Source organism: Bifidobacterium vespertilionis (assembly GCF_008698145.1).
GTDB lineage: Bacteria > Actinomycetota > Actinomycetes > Actinomycetales > Bifidobacteriaceae > Bifidobacterium > Bifidobacterium vespertilionis.
On sequence record NZ_RZNZ01000017.1, the window covers coordinates 31,055 to 48,755 of the forward strand.

General features: G+C 65.4%; 13 protein-coding genes and 1 tRNA gene. 6 read left to right on the forward strand and 8 right to left on the reverse strand.

Annotated elements, in window-relative coordinates; translation table 11 throughout:
• Positions 1 to 434 precede the first annotated feature (434 nt).
• Positions 435 to 2,306, reverse strand: a complete 1,872-nt coding sequence (gene metG, locus EMO90_RS10535) for a methionine--tRNA ligase (RefSeq protein ID WP_150354583.1) — start codon at positions 2,304 to 2,306, stop codon at positions 435 to 437.
• Positions 2,307 to 2,551: 245 nt separating this feature from the next.
• On the opposite strand from metG, the gene EMO90_RS10540 reads away from it, so the two are divergent.
• Together EMO90_RS10540 and EMO90_RS12510 are read left to right on the forward strand one after the other, a co-directional pair.
• Complete coding sequence (locus tag EMO90_RS10540) at positions 2,552 to 3,187, forward strand: sigma-54-dependent transcriptional regulator family protein (RefSeq protein ID WP_150354582.1); 636 nt, start codon at positions 2,552 to 2,554, stop codon at positions 3,185 to 3,187.
• Between the two features lie 78 nt (positions 3,188 to 3,265).
• A complete protein-coding gene (locus EMO90_RS12510; RefSeq protein ID WP_150354581.1) occupies positions 3,266 to 3,754 on the forward strand; it encodes a variant leucine-rich repeat-containing protein in 489 nt (162 codons plus the stop codon).
• 62 nt (positions 3,755 to 3,816) lie between these two features.
• On the opposite strand, the gene rsmI is transcribed toward EMO90_RS12510, so the two are convergent.
• Positions 3,817 to 4,842 carry a 16S rRNA (cytidine(1402)-2'-O)-methyltransferase gene (gene rsmI, locus EMO90_RS10550; protein WP_150354580.1) on the reverse strand — a complete coding sequence of 342 codons (1,026 nt, stop codon included), beginning with the start codon at positions 4,840 to 4,842 and terminating at the stop codon, positions 3,817 to 3,819.
• A gap of 30 nt (positions 4,843 to 4,872) precedes the next feature.
• Here rsmI and EMO90_RS10555 point away from each other — a divergent pair, with 30 nt between their 5' ends.
• From EMO90_RS10555 to EMO90_RS10565, 3 genes are all read left to right on the forward strand, one after another.
• A complete protein-coding gene (locus tag EMO90_RS10555; protein ID WP_190972059.1) occupies positions 4,873 to 6,528 on the forward strand; it encodes a dolichyl-phosphate-mannose--protein mannosyltransferase in 1,656 nt (551 codons plus the stop codon).
• Between the two features lie 149 nt (positions 6,529 to 6,677).
• A complete protein-coding gene (locus tag EMO90_RS10560; protein ID WP_150354579.1) occupies positions 6,678 to 7,406 on the forward strand; it encodes a DedA family protein in 729 nt (242 codons plus the stop codon).
• Positions 7,407 to 7,520: 114 nt separating this feature from the next.
• Positions 7,521 to 7,593 (forward strand) — tRNA-Ala (locus EMO90_RS10565).
• Positions 7,594 to 8,450: 857 nt separating this feature from the next.
• Here EMO90_RS10565 and EMO90_RS10570 read toward each other — a convergent pair.
• From EMO90_RS10570 to EMO90_RS10595, 6 genes are all read right to left on the reverse strand, one after another.
• A complete protein-coding gene (locus EMO90_RS10570; RefSeq protein ID WP_150354578.1) occupies positions 8,451 to 9,401 on the reverse strand; it encodes a 3-hydroxyacyl-CoA dehydrogenase in 951 nt (316 codons plus the stop codon).
• A 214-nt stretch (positions 9,402 to 9,615) separates the two neighbouring features.
• Positions 9,616 to 10,266, reverse strand: a complete 651-nt coding sequence (locus EMO90_RS10575; RefSeq protein ID WP_150354577.1) for a response regulator transcription factor — start codon at positions 10,264 to 10,266, stop codon at positions 9,616 to 9,618.
• Positions 10,267 to 10,418: 152 nt separating this feature from the next.
• Complete coding sequence (locus EMO90_RS10580; RefSeq protein ID WP_150354576.1) at positions 10,419 to 11,105, reverse strand: HAD family hydrolase; 687 nt, start codon at positions 11,103 to 11,105, stop codon at positions 10,419 to 10,421.
• A 136-nt stretch (positions 11,106 to 11,241) separates the two neighbouring features.
• On the reverse strand, positions 11,242 to 12,585 hold the full coding sequence (locus tag EMO90_RS10585) for an MATE family efflux transporter (RefSeq protein WP_150354575.1): 1,344 nt from the start codon (positions 12,583 to 12,585) through the stop codon (positions 11,242 to 11,244).
• Between the two features lie 273 nt (positions 12,586 to 12,858).
• Positions 12,859 to 14,277: an MFS transporter gene (locus EMO90_RS10590; RefSeq protein ID WP_223849801.1), complete on the reverse strand. Its 1,419-nt coding sequence runs from the start codon at positions 14,275 to 14,277 to the stop codon at positions 12,859 to 12,861.
• 141 nt (positions 14,278 to 14,418) lie between these two features.
• Complete coding sequence (locus tag EMO90_RS10595) at positions 14,419 to 16,416, reverse strand: glycoside hydrolase family 127 protein (RefSeq protein ID WP_150354573.1); 1,998 nt, start codon at positions 16,414 to 16,416, stop codon at positions 14,419 to 14,421.
• A gap of 174 nt (positions 16,417 to 16,590) precedes the next feature.
• Here EMO90_RS10595 and EMO90_RS10600 point away from each other — a divergent pair, with 174 nt between their 5' ends.
• Positions 16,591 to 17,682, forward strand: coding sequence for a LacI family DNA-binding transcriptional regulator (locus EMO90_RS10600; protein WP_150354572.1), 1,092 nt, complete (start codon positions 16,591 to 16,593; stop codon positions 17,680 to 17,682).
• Positions 17,683 to 17,701 lie beyond the last annotated feature (19 nt).

Genomic DNA, 17,701 nt, shown 5'->3' on the forward strand with positions numbered 1-17,701 from the left:
CCGGCACGACCCAGCCCGTCCCAATCGTGTCCGAACAGGCTCGGAAAAAGAAGAACCCGGCGGGGGGAAGCCGCCGGGTGAGAGAGAAGAGAGAAGAAGGGTTCAGTTATGGGGTTCTTCGGAACCTCGCCGGCGGTGCATTCCGCTGACATCTCCTATATAAGCCCCGGAATCTTGATGAAACGATGCGGCAATCTCAAAGAACCCTGAAAAATGTGATCGTTCTGTGATCGCGCGCACTGTGATCGCGCACACGCGACGCGCCCGCCCGCCCCGCAATCGCATGCGAAAAGCAACGAAAACGGCGCGATCATCCCAACCTGCGGCAATGCGCGCGCGGATTGGAACGATCGCGCCATCAGGAAATCAGCCCGAATCGGACCAAACCGGGCCAACCGGACCGAATCAGCCCGAATCGCCCCGAATCGGCGACCTTACTTGCCTTCCTCGGCGAGCTTGGCCTTTTCGGCGGCCAGACGGGCGGCCTCGGCCTCGCGACGGGCGTTCAGGGCGGACTCGAAGCGGTCGAGCTCCTCCTGCACGGCCTCCTGCGGGATCTTCGCGAAGATCGGCGACGGCTTGGCCACGGGGGTGCCGGCCACGATCGGCTCGCTCTTCCACGGGTGCACGTTCACGCCCAGCTTGTAGTCGCCGGTGATGATCGGGTACGAGAACCCGGGCTTGTCCAGATCCTCGACCTCCTCGATGCGCGGCAGCGGGGAGAACGTGCCGGTGCCGCCGAGCGCCTCCCAGACCTTCTGCGCGGAATGGGGCAGGAACGGGGCGAGCAGGTGGTTCGCGTCGGACACGGCTTGGGCGGCCACGTGCAGCACGGTGCCGAGGCGGGCCGGGTCGTCCTTGATCTTCCACGGCTCAGTGGCGGAGATGTACTTGTTGATGCTGCTCACGATGCGCATGGCCTCGCCGAGCGCGGCCTTCTGGTGGTGCGTCTCGATGGAGTGGCCGACCGTGCTGAACGCGGCGGCGGACTCGGCGAGCAGCGCGCGGTCCTCGTCGGTCATGGAGTCCTCGTCCAGCGCCGGGATCTCGCCGAAGTTCTTGTTGATCAGCGTGGCGACGCGGTTGACGAGGTTGCCCCAGGAGGCGGCCAGTTCCTCGTTGTTGTGGCGCACGAACTCGGCCCACGTGAAGTCGGAGTCGGAGGATTCGGGACCGGCCACGGAGATGTAGTAGCGCACGGCGTCCACGGGGTAGCGGGCGAGGATGTCCTTGACGTAGATCACGATGCCGCGGGAGGAGCTGAACTTCTTGCCCTCCATGGTCATGAACTCGCTGGCCACCACCTGCTCGGGCAGGTTGAGCGGGCCGAGCTTGCCGGTCTCGCCGCCCTTGGATCCCTGGCCGTTGTAGGCGAGCATCTCGGAGGGCCAGATCTGGGAGTGGAACGTGATGTTGTCCTTGCCCATGAAGTAGTAGGCGGGCGATGCCGGATCGTTCCACCACTTGCGCCACGCCTCCGGGTCGCCCTTGCGGCGGGCCCACTCGATGGAGGCCGACAGGTAGCCGATCACCGCATCGAACCACACGTACAGCTTCTTGTTCGGGTTGTCGATCCAGCCGGCCACCGGCACGGGGATGCCCCAGTCGATGTCGCGCGTGATGGCGCGGGGCTTGACCTCCTTGAACAGGCCGATCGAGAAGTTGATGACGTTGGTGCGCCAGCCCTCGCGGGTCTTGAGCCAGGCGAGGTTGGCCTCGGCCAGCGCCGGCAGGTCCAGGAAGTAGTGCTCGGTCTCCTCGAAGCGCGGGGTCTCGCCGTTGATCTTGGAGACGGGGTTGATCAGCTCGTCCGGATCGAGCTCGTTGCCGCAGGCGTCGCACTGGTCGCCGCGCGCGCCCTCGGCATGGCAGATCGGGCACTCGCCCTCGATGTAGCGATCGGGCAGGGTGCGGCCGGTGGACGGGCTGATGGCCACGCGCTGGGTGCCCTTGTAGATGTAGCCGTTGGCCAGGCACTGCTTGAACAGCTCCTGCACCACATGCTCGTGGTTGCCGGTGGTGGTGCGGGTGAACAGATCGTAGCTCAGGCCCAGATCGCACAGATCCTTGGCGATCACGCGGTTGTAGCGGTTGGCGAGCTCCTGGGCGGTGACGCCCTCCTTCTCGGCCTCCACGAGGATGGGGGTGCCGTGCTCGTCGGTGCCGGAGACCATCAGGACGTCGTTGCCCTTCATGCGCTCGTAGCGCGCGTAGACGTCCGACGGCACGCCGAAGCCGGCGACATGCCCGATATGGCGGGGGCCGTTGGCGTACGGCCATGCAACGTTCACAAGAATATTCGTCATGGTCACCGATCATACGCCGGCCGCCCTACTCGCGAGCGCGATCGGGGGATCATCCCGGGTGATGCGCGACCGGGCGCGGACACACCATGTCACGCGCCATCCGCCACCCACCGCTCACCGCCCACCGCCCGGCAGTTATCCACCAAGTTATCCACACCTGTCCACAACGACGCCGGTTGCGCACTTATCCACCGCCGAGCGCCCACCGCTGGCGCCCGCGCATCGGCCTCGCATACGGTCGAAGCATGAAGACCACGAAACGCAAGCCGCACCTCCCGCCGGAGGACGACACCCTCATCCGCCTCAGCGAACTGCCCGGCCCGCTCGGCCTGTCCGCGCTCTCGCGCATGGGCATCCTGACCGCGCTGGACGATTCGACCATGTACCTGTCGGCCCAAGCCCTCAGCATCCCCGGCCGCGCGGCGATCGCGCAGACCATGGTGCCGCTGGGCGCGACCGCCTGCACCACGCTGGCCCTGTGGGTCTGGCTCGGCGGCACGTTCCCGCCGAACATCCAGATCGTGTCGCACTCGCACTACCGCGAGCTCGTCCACAGCCGCCGCATCATGGTGCGCGACCGGCGCCTGAGCGAACGGGACATCTCCCGACTCGGCCAACTGCGGGTCACCACGCCCGCGCGCACGGCCTGCGACATCGCCTGCGAGAACCCGACGCGGCTCGGCGACATCAGCCCGGTCAACGCGGTTCTGGAGCTCATGAACGAATTCGACGTCACCCCGGACGACTGCCTGCGCATCCTGTGGGACAACACCCGCTGGCCCGGGCATTCGCGCGGGGTCGATCTGATCAATCGCATCGCGGCGACGCGGAAGGAGGACGGAACAGTCGAAACCGACGACGATGCGCAAGACAAACCATAACCAACGCAACCATAGCCAACGCCATCGGGCGCCCGGCGGCATCGCCGGAATCGCCCACATCACACGAAAGGACCCATCATGACCATCACCGCACCCACCTACACCCCATCCGCAGCCACCCAGACCCCCACACGTCCCAGCCATGCCGGCCCGGCCGCCCACGGCCCCGCGGATGCGCGCCCCGAATCCGCCCATGCGCCCGCCAGGGAGCGCGGATTCGGCCGCCATCGCCGCCGTCGCTCGCCCGACACCTACAACGCGCGCCTGATGGGCATTCAGCCCGCCTCACCGAACGCGGACGGCGATGTGCCGGGCGTCCGATCGGTCCACGTGGCGCCTCCCGCGCCGCCGATGAAGCTCACGCCCGCGGTGGCGTGCGACCCGCAAACCGATGAGGAGGTCCTGTGGTACATCGCCCACAACGCGCCGGAACTGCGCCGATGGCTCGTGGCCAACCCGCGATCCACGCCCGAGCTGCTGGAGTTCGTGGCGCAGGCGGGCGGACCGGGCGTCAACGAGGCGATCGAGGTGCTGCTCGATCTGATCGAGCGCTTCGGCAGACGCTGAGTCCGCATGCAAAGCCCGCACGCCGAAACCGGCACTACGCCTTCATACCGGCCAAACCGGCGCTACGCCTTCATCTCCAGAACCGCGGAATAGACCTGCTTGCGATTGGGCAGCGAGCCGTCGGGCAGCGGATGCTCGCCGACCACCTGGCTGATCGCATCCTTGATCCGCAACCCGTCCTCGAGCGCGCGGTCGATGGCGAGCACGGCCAGGTCCTCCACACTCAGCGTGCTGGGGGCCGCGGCCTGCGCCTCGTCATCGGACGCGCCGCCGATCACCAGCACCATCTCGCCGCGAGGCGGATCGTTCCGCACGGATTCACGCACGGTGGCGATCGTTCCGCGCCGCACCTGCTCGTAGTCCTTGGTGAGCTCGCGGCACAGCGCCATCATGCGGTTCGGACCGAAGCCCTCGAGCAGATCGTCCATCGATTCGGCGATGCGATGGGGCGTCTCGTAGAACACGATCGTCCGGCGCTCCGACTGCAGCATGCGCAGGTGCTGCATGCGCTCGGAGTGCTTGCGCGGCAGGAAACCCTCATAGCAGAAGCGGTCGGTGGGCAATCCGGAGATCGCGAGCGCATCCAGGACCGCGCTCGGACCGGGCGCGCAGGTCACCGGCAGCCCGCGTTCGATCGCGCGGCGCACGATCGCCATGCCGGGATCGTTGATCGTGGGCATGCCCGCGTCGGACACGACGGTCACGCACGCGCCTGCGGACACCTGATCGAGCAGCGCATCGGCCTTGCCACGCTCGTTGTGATCGTGGTAGGCGACCACGCGGCCGCTCACATGCACGCCCAGACGGTTGGCCAGATCGTACAGACGACGGGTGTCCTCGGCGGCCACGATGTCGGAATCGGCCAGCAGGGCCACGAGCCGGGCGGAGGCGTCGCCCACGTTGCCGATCGGCGTGGCGGCCAGAACGACCGTGCCCCGCGGGATCTCGACCTTGGGACCGGTCGATCCGACGGCTTCGGCCCCGGGCAGTTCGGCGGCACCGGCTACGTTGCCCCCCTCGGCTACGTCGTCCGGCAACGCCTCCGGAACGCCAGAAAATTGTGATGATTGCTCGGCTACGGTCTGCATATCTTCCAGTATCCCCTAATCTAGGCCCTGATGAAGTTAGGGCGCGTTAATTCTTGGAAAACGACGGCCACGGCGGCGCAGGTGCGCGCGCTGGGCTGGATCCTGCCGTTGCTCATGGCCGCTTTCGGCGGATTGCTGCGGTTTGTGAGGCTTGGTTCCCCGCATGCGATCGTGTTCGACGAGACATATTACGTCAAGGACGCCTACACGATGCTCATGACCGGCGAGCCCCGCAACTGGCCCAAGGACGTGGGCACGGCCGTCAGCGGGGAGAACCAGACCAACGCCCTGTTCGCCGCGGGCGATACCGATCGGTGGTACAACACCGCCGAGTACGTAGTCCACCCGCCGGTGGGCAAGTGGCTGATCGCCGCGGGGCTCAAGCTGTTCGGCGGCGCGGACAGCTCCTTCGCCTGGCGCGCGTCCACGGCCATCGCCGGCACGGTGGCGATCCTGATCCTGTGCCGCGTGGTCCTGCGCCTGTTCCGCAACCTGCCGATCGCCGTGATGGCCGGATTCCTGATGAGCGTGGACGGCCTGGGGATCACGATGAGCCGCACCGGCCTGCTGGACAATTTCATCATGGTACTCACGCTGGGCGCGCTGTCCCTGCTGCTCATCCACCGCGATTGGGCGCGGGCGCGGCTGCACGACGCGTTCGAACGGGACAGCCGGCGCAGGGGCGTGCGGTGGCTGCCCGGATCGGGACTGGGCCGGGCCGGCGGATTGGACGGGCGCGGCGGGCGCGAATGGGTGCTCGATGCGACCGGCCCGTTCATCGCCCTGTCCCCATGGCGAGTTGGCGCGGCGATCCTGCTGGGACTGGCGACCGGCGTCAAGTGGTCGGGCACTTACTTCTTCGCGGTGTTCTGCGTGATCTCCGTGATCTGGGACGCCTGGGAGCGCCGGCGGGCCGGGTATCGCAGCTGGCTGTCGACCGGGCTGTGGAAGGACGCCCTGCCGGCTGCGCTATACATGGTCCCGATCTACGTTCTTACGTATCTGGCCGGATGGGCCGGCTGGTTCATCCATCCCGATTCCTACATGCACAATTGGGCGGTCAACCACCCCGGCGAGGGCGTGACGTGGCTGCCCGATTCGTGGCGGTCATTCGTGGAGTACCACCGGCAGATGTGGCAGTTCCACACCACGCTCACCACGCATCACGACTACATGGCCAACCCGCTGACATGGCCGCTGCAGGTGCGCCCGACCAGCTTCTACTGGGAGGATCACCTGACCGGCAACCCCGGCCTGTGCGCGCTCAACCCGGGCGGCCGGTGCGTGGCGGCGATCACGTCGATCGGCAACCCGTTCCTGTGGTGGGCCGGATCGCTGTGCGTGGTCATCGCGATCATCGTGGCCGCGTTCGTCAGGCGCGGCGATTGGCGGATCTGGGCCGTTCTGGCCGGTCTGCTGGCCGGATGGCTGCCGTGGGCGCAGTATCTGAACCGCACCACGTTCACGTTCTATTCGATCGTGATCCTGCCGGCCATGATCCTCGCGATCTGCTACGTGGCCGACTGGCTGCGCGGCATGATCTCCGCGCGCGCCTACCACGTGACTTGCGGGGTTGTGCTGGGAGTGATCGGGCTGGCTGCCGTGTTCTGGTATCCGATCTGGACGGCCATCCCGGTGCCGTATGAGTTTTGGCTGTCGCATATGTGGTTCGATTCATGGATCTGACGATCCGTGAATCGAACCACATATGCGACCGTCGCCGCCTTGGCGGCGGGCTGCGATTCGGTGGCAACGCAACGGACAAGCTGATAGGGTGGTGTCCGGTTTAGGACACCCGATATCAATCGGACACAACAGCATCTGCAAGGAATTTCATGGGATTCGTCAATTTCATCCTCGAACTGCTCAAGGACCCGCGCGCCGCGATCGCCAGCTGGATCGCCATGGGCGTCGCCCCCACCCTGGGCTTCATCTTCCTCATCGTCTTCATCGAGACCGGCGTGGTCTTCTTCCCGTTCCTGCCCGGCGACTCGCTGCTCTTCGCGGCCGGCTTCTTCGCGGCCCCCGACGCGGCCACCGGCGAGCCCGGATCCCTGCCGCTCATGTTCCTGCTGCCCACGGTCTGGGCGGCCCCGATCATCGGCGACCAGTGCAACTACTTCATCGGCCACTTCTTCGGCCGCCGCATCATCGCCTCCGGCAAGGTCAAGGCCATGACCCCCGAGCGCATCGCCAAGACCGAGGGCATGATCGAGAAGTGGGGCCCGCTGGCCGTGTTCCTGGGCCGATTCTTCCCCTTCATCCGCACGTTCATGCCGTTCATCTCCGGCATCTCCGGCATGCGCTGGAGCCGCTTCACCCCGTTCTCGGTCCTCGGCGGCCTGACCTGGTCCACCCTCTTCACGCTGCTGGGCTACTTCTTCGGCGGCATTCCGGCCGTGCAGGAGCACTTCGAACTCGTGATCGTCCTGATCCTGGTGATCTCCCTGCTGCCCACGATCATCGGCCTGCTCAAGGCGAAGTTCGGCAAGAAGCAGCCGGCCGCCGCGGACGCCGACGACTCCCCCACCACCGGCCGCCACGCTTCCGGCACGCGCAAGTAGGTCGCAATTCGGCGGGACACGCCCGGAATTCGCGGCGTGTCCCGCCGAATTGCCAAAGTGCCGCAATCGTATTAGTATGTCGAGAGTTGTCCTGCGGAGCAAGACAACAGCCAAGGGGCTGTAGCTCAGTTGGTAGAGCGCTTCGTTCGCATCGAAGAGGTCGTGGTTTCGATTACCATCAGCTCCACGAAGAACCCTCCGGATTCCACCCCGGAGGGTTTTTCTTTGCCTGAACAGTCTTTTACCGGCCCTTCCAAGTCCCCGCCGCCCGGTGATCATTGCAAACTGGGCAGATCGAATGTTTCCTCCTCGTCATCCTGAGCGCAGCGAAGGATCCTTGGCCATTACGCACATGGTCATAATGCAGAAGGTTAAGGATCCTTCGACTCCGCCCTTCGGGCTTCGCTCAGGATGACGTAACCTCAGCTTCCCATACTCGGCGTGACCCGGCGTGTGACCCGGCGTGGGTTGTGACATGGGGCGTGACCCGGCGTGCCCACTCCCCGTCACAGCTGGTTCAAAATGGCTTTATTTCAACGATTTTGAAACCCTGTGACCCGGCGTGTCCACCCCATGTCACACGCCGCGCCCCGGGTCACACCCCGCTTCACGGCTCAGCGCTCAGAATGCCAGAATGCCTGCAGGATCTGCCAGCAACTCCACCCATTTTCCTGTGTACTGGCAGATCCTGCATCTTAGCGGGCTGCGGAGGGCACTCAGATGCAAGTTCTGCCAGCAAACCGGGAAGCGAGGGCGGTTGCTGGCAGAACTTGTAAGTCGGAGGGATGAGCCAGAGCGGGGACGAAGGATGGACTGTGCGGGAAGTTAAGGATCCTGGACCTTGCGCACAAGTGATCAATGCGAAATGACGAAGGATCCTTCGACTCCGCCCTTCGGGCTCCGCTCAGGATGACAGGGGGCGACCTACGGGCTTGGGATGAAGCGCACACTTCGCATGGCGGGACGGGACCCCGGATCCCCTGCCGATCCGGCCTATCCGCCCCACCGGCTCGGATCAACCCATCCGCTCCAGATTGGCCCGGCTCAGTACTTGTAGAAGCCCTCGCCGGCGTTGATGCCGGTCTTGCCCTCGTCGATGTACCGCTTGAGCATGGCGGCGACCTTGCCCTGCACGGTGGTCGGGTCGGCGGCGCGCGGATCGAGGCGGCCGATGTTGTACGCGGTCGTGAGCCCCACGATGTCGAGGATGCGGAACGGGCCCAGCGGCGCGCCGGTGGCCAGCTGCCATGTCTTGTCGATCGTCTCCACATCGGCCACCTCATTGGCGAGCAGGGCCTCGGCGGCGGACAGGAACGGCACGAGCATCGAGTTGAGGATGTAGCCCGGCTGCTCCTTCCTGAGCTTGAGCGGGATCATGCCGATCTGCTCGGCGAAGGCGACCACCGCATCGTATGCGGCCGGATCGGTGGCCGGCACACCCTCGGCGCCCGGGTGGCCCATGATCTCGGCGGTATTGTTGCGCCAGATCTCGTTGGCAAAGTGCAATGCGAGGTATTTGTCCGGTCGGCCGGTGTACTTGGCGAAGGCGCTCGGCAGCATGGTGGACGAGTTGGTGATCACGATCGTATGCTCCGGCAGGTGCTTGGCAAGCTCGGTGTAGAACGCGACCTTCTCCTGCGGATCCTCGGCGATGCACTCGATCACCAGATCGGCGTCGGCGGCGGCCTCATCGTAGCTGGTGGTCAGCACCAGACCATCGAAGGCCCTCTCCACCTGCGCCTTGAGCGCGTCGAGCTCCTCCGGCGTGGCGCCCTGGGGAGCCAGACCGCGGCAATAGGCGGCCGGATTGGTCTTCATGGCCTCGAGCGTGTTGAGATAGATGCCCTTAAGGCGCTCGAACTTCGGCTTGGCGCGGCCGATCGACCCCTCCGAGCGCAGCCAGACCTTGACGTTGCAACCCTTGTACGCGCTCTGGAATGCGATCTGGCTGCCCAGCACGCCGCCGCCCGCGACCACCACGTTCTTGATGCCCATATTGCGATCCTCCTTTGGATGCGGCCGCCGATCCCTGTTGATCCGCGATCCGATACCCCTAGCGTAGCCGCCGGGCGGGGACATGGGCAGGATTTTGCCAAAGGTTCGCCTCGGGCGGGACGGCGACCCCGGATGGCAACCGGGACGGCGACCCCGAGCGACAACCGGGACGGCCACCCCGGGCGGGTGCGCCGGCCGATCGACGCGCCTCCTCTCAATCGCGCGTCCGCAGCCACGCCACAACCGCCTGGATGGCGGTGTCCACGCGCAACTTTCGCCGCACGGCCTGCATGTGCTTGCGCACTGTGGCGCGATCGACATTGAGCGCATTGGAGATCTCAGCATCGGTCAGGCCGCTCGACAGCAGCGTGATGACCTCGGTCTCCCGGGGCGTGAGATAGTCGATGCCGCCGCCGTTCACCACGCGGGCATGGGCCTTGGCGACCGTGTCGAAGTCGTCGTCCAGCACCCCGCCGCCGGCCACGATGCGAATGGAACGCACGATCACATCCTCGTCGCCCTTGCCGATCAGCCCCTGGACGCCGGCGCGCACCGCGGCCTCGCGATACCCCTTCATGAGGAAGGTGGCCATGGCCAGCAGCGCGATCGCATCCGACCGCATCCTGATCTGCCGGCACACATCCACACCGCGCAGTCCGCCCAGCGTCATGTCGACCAGCACGATGTCCGGCTTGAACTGGTCGGACGCGCAATGCTCCACGGCGGCCTGCCCGCTGGTCTCCGTCCACAAGATCCGCCCCTCGGGGATGCGGTCGGCCACGATCTCGCGCAGCGAACGCAGGGCCAGCGCGTCATCGTCCACGATGCCCATGGTGAACGTGCCGGATGAGGTTGGAGATGCCATGGGGTCCCCCTTTCGCCGCGCGGCCTTGGCGTCCGGCGGACGTCCGACCTATGGCCCGGCAAGACGTCCGATCCGCCTTATGTACATGGCAATGTATCAGGCGAATATTGCATCGGATCGACTCCGGCGGCACCCGTCCGGCGCATGGGCGTTCAGCGCGCCGCAAGACGCTCGTGCACGAAGTCCTCCAGCGTCTGCGGGGTGATGCCGTCATAGTTGGGGATCATGGCGAACTGCGGTCCGCCGGTGGCGTCGGTGCGGGTGTAGCCGGTCAACGCGATCGTGGTGGCGCCCGATGCGGCACCGGCCTGGATGCCCACGCCGGAGTCCTCAAGGGTGATGCAATGGGCCATCGCATCGGCGTCCAGCGGATCGATGCCGATCTTGCGGGCGGCGGCCTGGTAGGGTTCGGGCGACGGCTTCTTGGCGGTGTTGTCGTCACCGCACACATAGGCGACGAAGGCGCCCTCGCCGGCCTGCCTGAGCACATTCTCGGCCATCACGCGCGGAGAGGCGGTGACCAGCACATTGGGCACGCCGGCCGCGGCGAGCGTCCTCACCAGTTCCAGGGCGCCCGGGATCCACGGCAGGCCCTCGAATTCGCGTTCCTTGACGTATTCAATCATCCTGCGGCCTATCTCCTCCACGGACAGCCGCGTGCCGGCCTCGACCAGCATCTGCGCGACCTTGGGCACGGGCGTGCCGGACATCTTCCAGCCCATTTCCTCGTTCCATGTGCCGCCGTTTTCGGTGGCGATCGAAATTTCGGCCTCATGCCACAGGGGCTCAGAGTCGATCAGCGTGCCGTCCAGGTCCCAAAACACCGCGCGAAGCTCCATCGCATGTCCTTCCAGTTCACGTAACGCATGGCGCGAAATCCCGTGAACCGGACCTCATGTTCGTTTTTTCGGCCCATTGCGCGGGATCAAGCCAATATCGAGTATCGCATATGTTCGCTTATGGGCGTTTCCCGGTTCACGCAATGACTTGGCGAAAATTCCGTGAACCGGAGATGAAGTAGTACGGCACCTCGAACAGCAGCATGCACCCCCAGCCGATCGCGCAGGCGAAGCTGATGCCGTACATGCCCAGGTGCGGGATCAGGATCCATGTGAGCAGCGCGCGCAGCGAGGCCTGGATGAATGTGGAGATGAGCGTGACGGACATGTTGCCCATGCCACGGAAGAAGCCCTGAATGCCGTTCGTGAACGACGGGAACAGGTAGAACAGCGCCATGGTGGTGAGGTACTGGCAGCCCAGATCCACCACGCGCGTCTGGTCCGGCGTCACGAACAGGCCCATGATCGGCCGGTTCAGCACGAGCACCGCAACGCCAATGAGTACCCAATAGACGAATTCCAATCGCAATCCCGCACGAAACCCCGGGCGGATCCGCTCGATCCTCCCGGCGCCGCGGTTCTGCGCCACATAGGTGGTGATGCCGTGCGAGATGCTCTGCTGCGGGGTGAACGCGAAATCGTCCACGCGCGTGACGGCGTTGAACGCGGCGATCACATCCACGCCCAATGTGTTCACCGCGCTCTGGATGATGAGCTTGCAGATCGGCTGGATGGACTGCTGCAGCGCGGTCACCGAGCCGTACTTCCAGATCACACCCAGCAGCGCCCCGTCCACGCGCCACTCGCCCCGGCGCACCCGGAAATCCGGCATGCGGCGGATCATCGCCGCGGCCGTGGCGACGGCGGCGAACCCCTGGGCGAGCACGTCGGTCAGTGCGGCCCAATCAATGCCGAATCCGAGCCAGCCAATGCACACCGCGTCCAGCACGGCGTTGAGCCCAATCGCCACGCTCAGATACGTGAGCGGGGTTTTGGAGTCGCCCGCGCTTTTGAGGGCCGCCGCCAACGCGTTGTAGCAGTAAGTGAACGGGACGCCCAAAAAGGTGATACGCATGTAGGTGCCGGTCATGGCGAGCACCTCGGAGGGCACGTTGAGCAGCCTGAGCAGCGGCCCGGCGAACGCGATGCCGGCGGCGGCGATGACGATGGAGGCCGCGAGCCCGGTGATGAGCGTGGTGGCGAGCGCCCGACGGAACCGGCCGTAGTCGCGCGCGCCGAAGCATTCGCTCATGAGCACGCCGGCGCCCATGGTAAGTCCGGAGATGCCCAAGATCAGGAGGTTCATGACGGGGCTGGCCATGCCGGTGGCGGCGAGCGCCTCCTTGCCGATGAACCGTCCCACGATGATCGCGTCGAAGGCGTTGTACGACAGCTGCAGCACGTTGCCGAGCACCAGCGGCACGGCGTAGTTGATCAGATGGCCGGTGGGTTTGCCCGCGGTCATGTCGATGGTGGGCATCGCGCTCCTTTCCCGCATTCCGCCCACCGAGCGTAGTCACGTCGCGTGCAGCCCGGCCCCGCTTTGCCCGCGTTTTCATCGGCCGGCAGGCCGATGGCCGAATACAGTCCGAATACAGTCCGAATACGTCAAAGCCCCTCCGTGAAGGGTGAAACACGGAGGGGCCTCAACGTTCCCCGAGGACAGTTTTCCGATTCTGGCAGCGAATTCGGACGGGGACGTGTGGGTTCGGCGGCGGGACGGGCCCGCAGCCGATCATGAGGATGGCGGCGATCAGGCCTCGTTCAGCTCGGCGGCGGCCTTGGCGTGGCGCTCGGCCAGCTCGGCCTTGATCTGCGGCTCCATCTTCTCGAACTTGCGGTAGAAGCACATGATCACACCGACGATGACGTACACGATCACCGGCAGCCAGATGAAGCAGAAGCTGATGGCGTCCTGCGCGGACTGGGACTGGGTCTCCAGGTTCGCGTCGTAGCCGGCCGCGCCCATGATCTCCAGCGGCAGGAAGGCGCCGAAGCCGGAGCCGACCTGGATGCAGAAGGCGGAGCCGACGGCGGTCAGGAAGCCGGCCGCATGGATGCCGGTCTTCCACTCGCCGTAATCGACGGTGTCGGCCAGCATGCCGAACGGCATGCCGATGGCGATGGCGGCGCCGAGCACGCCGACGGTCCAGAAGACCACCAGCAGCGGGACGTTGGTGCCGGCCAGCGGCATGAGGGCCTGGCCCAGACCGCCGATGACAAGGCCGATGATCATGGTCAGCGTCTTGTTCTTGGTCTTGTTGGCGATGATCGGCATGGCGATGGTGCCGATCAGGCCGATGACCTGCACGCCGTTGAAGATGGAGGTCAGGTCGCGGTTGTTGAGCACGTACTGGGCATAGTAGGTGGACACGCCGTTACGGGTGGACTGGGCGATCCAGTAAATGAGGAAGGCGACCACGAGGATGATCCACGGCCAGTTGCCCTTGGCGGCCTTGAGGGAGTCCTTCAGCGGGATCGGCTTGTTGAGTTCGGGGTGGTAGTTGTGCTCGGTGAGGTTCTTGAAGGAGAACAGGAGCAGGATGATGGCGACAATGCCCCAGATCGCGGTGACGATCATGAAGCCGGTCTTGTCACCGCCGCCGAACTGCACGCCGAACCAGCCGACCAGCGAGATGGTGAAGGACGAAGTGATGAAGGAGCCGATCTGGCCGCCGGCCATGCGGAAGGAGTTGGCGTTGTTGCGCTCGGTCGGGTCGTCGGTGAGGTTCGGCAGGATGGCGGTGATCGGCGTCTGGATGCCGGTGTAGACGGCGCCGGCGGCCAGGATGTAGGTGATCAGGGCGTACCAGAACTTCGGGGCACCGTCGGGCAGGCTCGGGGCGGTGAACGCGATGAAGACGGTGACTGCGAACGGGACGCACAGCCACAGGAACCACGGGCGGCTCTGACCCCATTTGGTGTTGGTGTGGTCGACGATCGAGCCCCACACGACGGCGGAGATCGCGTCGGCGAAGCGGGCGACCAGCAGGATCGTGCCCGCGCCGAGCGCTCCGGCGGCCGGGATGTGGAACACGTTGGTGTAGAAGTACATGATGTACGAGGAGATCGTCACGTACAGCAGGTTGCCTGCCATATCGGTGAAGGAGTATGCGATCTTCTCCTTTGTGGTCAGCTTGATCGCCGAGGCGGTCCGGGTTGCTGCGCTCATAGTTCCCTTCTTCATTGATTGTCGGTTATGAGAGATTCGGTTGGATTTGGTTATAGGGCCCCCTTACCCCCGTGGCGGAGAGGTTCCGCATCGCGGGGGAAGGGGACGAAATCTTGAATTGTCGGCGGGGTTCGGCCCGGATCAGAAGTCGGAGTCGAACCAGACCTGCATCTGGCCCTCCTCGCGGTTGGCCCACGCGTAGTACGGCACGAGCTTGAGGTCGTAGGACTTCTCCCCCACCGGGTGCTCGCTCACGTCGGCGTACAGCGGGAAGTCGGCGTCGTCGTGCGTGCGCTTGACGGCCGGCAGCGTGATGACCTCAACGCCGTCCAGTTCGCCGAAATGGTACTCGGCCTTGGCCTTCTCGGCGCTGTGGCTGTCGAGGCGGTAGTTCCACAGCGGGGCGGAGTTGTCCGCCTCCTCGGCGCAGAACACGATCGGTCCGCGCATCACGGCGACCTTGCCCACATCGTGGCGGGCCAGGGTCTTGGAGCGCATGAACTTCACGGCCATGTCCAGATCGAGCGTGATCTCGGTGGTGCCGGCGGTCACCTCGATCGAAACGAAGCCGTTGTCCACGGGCAGGCGGCGGGCGTCCTCGCCGTTGATGGTCATCTCGTGGCGGGATGCGGACCAGGACGGGATGCGGACCAGGAACTCCACCGGATCGGCGCCCTCGGGCACGGTCACGGTGAACTCGATGTGGCCGTCCCACGGGAAGTTGGACTTCTGGGAGACCTTCACGCCGTCAAAGAACTCGGCGTCGTTCGCGATGAACTGGTGGGCGATGATCTCGCGGCGGTCCTCGTGCACGGTGTACAGGTAGCGGTCCACCGAGGCGATCAGGCGGGCGATGTTGGCCGGGCAGCAGGCGCAACCGAACCATTCGGCGCGGTGCATGAGCACGTGCGCGCGGTCCGGGTTGTGGCGGGAGGCCTCCGGATCGGCCTCGAGGGCGTTGACGTAGTAGAAGTGCTTGCCATCCAGCGCGATGCCGGCGATCGAGCCGTTGAACAGCTCCTTCTCCAGCACGTCCGCGTATTCGCCCTTGGTTTCGAGCTCAAGCATCTGGCGGGCCAGGAAGCTCATGGCCACGGAGGCGCAGGTCTCGCCGTACATGGTGTCGTTCGGCAGGTCGTAGTCGTAGGTGAACGCCTCGCCATTGTGGGTGGAACCCACGCCACCGGTGATGTACATGCGGCGGCGGACGATGTTGGTCCACAGGCGCTCGGCGGTCTCGGCGAGCTCCTTGTCGCCGGTCAGACGGGCCACATGCGCCACGCCGGTGAGCATGTAGCCCACGCGCACGGCATGGCCTTCGGCGGTCTGCTGCTGGCGGATCGGGCGGGCGGTCTGCGTGTATTCGTGGGTCCAGCCGCGCATCTGCGGGAAGATGTCCGTGGAGCCGTCGCCGATCTTGGCGTTCTGCTTGTCGTAGAAGCTTGGATCCTTGCCGCGCACGTCGATGAAGAACTTGGCCAGATCGAGGTACTTGCGCTCCTTGGTGACCTCGTACAGGCGGGCCAGGGCCAGCTCGATCTCCGGATGTCCGTCGGCGCCGGGGATCTTGCCATCCTCCTCGCCGAAGTTGGCGTCCAGGCAGTCGGCCATCTTGCGCGCAACATTCAGCGCCTGCTCGTTGCCGGTGACCTCGTAGTACGCCACAGCGGCCTCGATGTAGTGGCCCATCACATACATCTCGTGCGACTGCTGGATCTGGCTGAACCGCTCGCGGGTGGCGAACGCGCCGGACTTGATGATGTACGGGGTGTCCAGATAGCCATCCTCGCGCTGGGCGCGGGCGATCAGGTCCACGAGGTTGTCGCACAGGGCCTTGAGCTGCTCGTCGGACTCGTAGGCCAGCGAGTACGCGGCCTCCTCGAGCCACTTGTACACGTCGGAATCCTGGAAGACGAAGCCCTTGAAGTCGCCCTGCTCGTCACCGGCCGCGATGCGCAGGTTGCGCACGGCACGGCTGTAGTGGGGGTCGATGTCCTGCTTGGCGCCCGAAGGATCCTGCGGGATGTCGATCTTCTGCTCGTCGTTGATGACCGCCCACTGGTAGGGGATCACCTCCTTGGCCACATTTTCGCGATACCTGCGCCAGAACGGCGAGGTCACGGTCACATGCGCGCTCATGTCGGTCCTTTCCACACTGATCGGAATTGGTCTTGTACGTATTGCGTTGCGGTTCGTGCCGCACGGCGCAGGGAACAGCCCGTTTCCTGCGTTCTGATCATGATGGTACGAAGATGAGCGAAGACGATTGTTGGGGTCTTGCGAATGCGAAAATTTTCGCATATTGTGGCCATTATGGACACTGAGGAAGGGAAGCGGCGTTCGGCCCGGCCCACGTTGCGGGACGTGGCGCGACGGGCCAATGTGTCCGTGGCGACGGCATCCAAGGCGCTCCGGGGCACGGACAGGGTTTCGGCGGCCACCACGCGCTTGGTGCAGTCGGCGGCCCGCGAACTGGGATACCGCAAATCGACCGATCGGCGCGCGCAGGATGGGAGCCCGGCGGCGGGCGGCTCGGGCCTGGTGGGGCTGATCACCTCGGACTACAACGGCCGGTTCGCCTTGCCGATGCTCACCGGCGCGGAAAGCACGCTGGGCGCCTCCAACCATGCGGCCCTGCTCATGAGCTCGCATGGCCGGCCGGCATTGGAGCAAAGCCACATCGACCAGCTGGCCGCCCGCGGCGTGGACGGCCTGATCGTGGTGGGCGACACCTCGAACGCGCGCCTGCCGCTCAAACCGTCCACCACGATGGGCCTGCCGGTGGTCTACACGTACGACCCGTCCACCGATCCGGACGACTGCAGCGTGGTGTGCGACAACGTGGGAGCCGGCGCGCAGGCGATCGAATACCTGCTGAGCCTGAGGCGCCGGTACATCGCCGTGATCGCCGGCCCGGAGGATTTCCAAGCCGCGCACGATCGCGTGAAAGGGGCCTGGCGCACGTTCACGCTGTACGATTTCCGCCCCGTCGCGGTGCTGTACGACTCATGGAGCGAGGAGTGGGGCGAGCGGGCGGCACGCGTGCTGGTGGAGCGATACCCCCATCTGGATGCGATCTACGCCCTGAGCGACGAGATCGCGCGAGGGGCCGTCCGAGGACTGATGGCGATCGGCAAGCACGTGCCGCAGGATGTGGCGGTGATCGGGCACGACAACTGGTTCGTGTTCTGCTCGAACGCGCATCCCACGCTCACCACGTTCGACAACAACATCGCGCTGATCGGCAAAACGGCCGCGAAGTGCCTGCTCGATGCGATCCGCGGGCACCCGCATCACGGCGTCATCACCGTGGAATGCCCGATGATCGTGCGCGAGTCCACCGAGATGACGCGCAAGACAACGTTGGAAAGCACCGATCGCATCTTCCGGCGCAACACGGCATGAACCGAACGCCGGCCGAGAA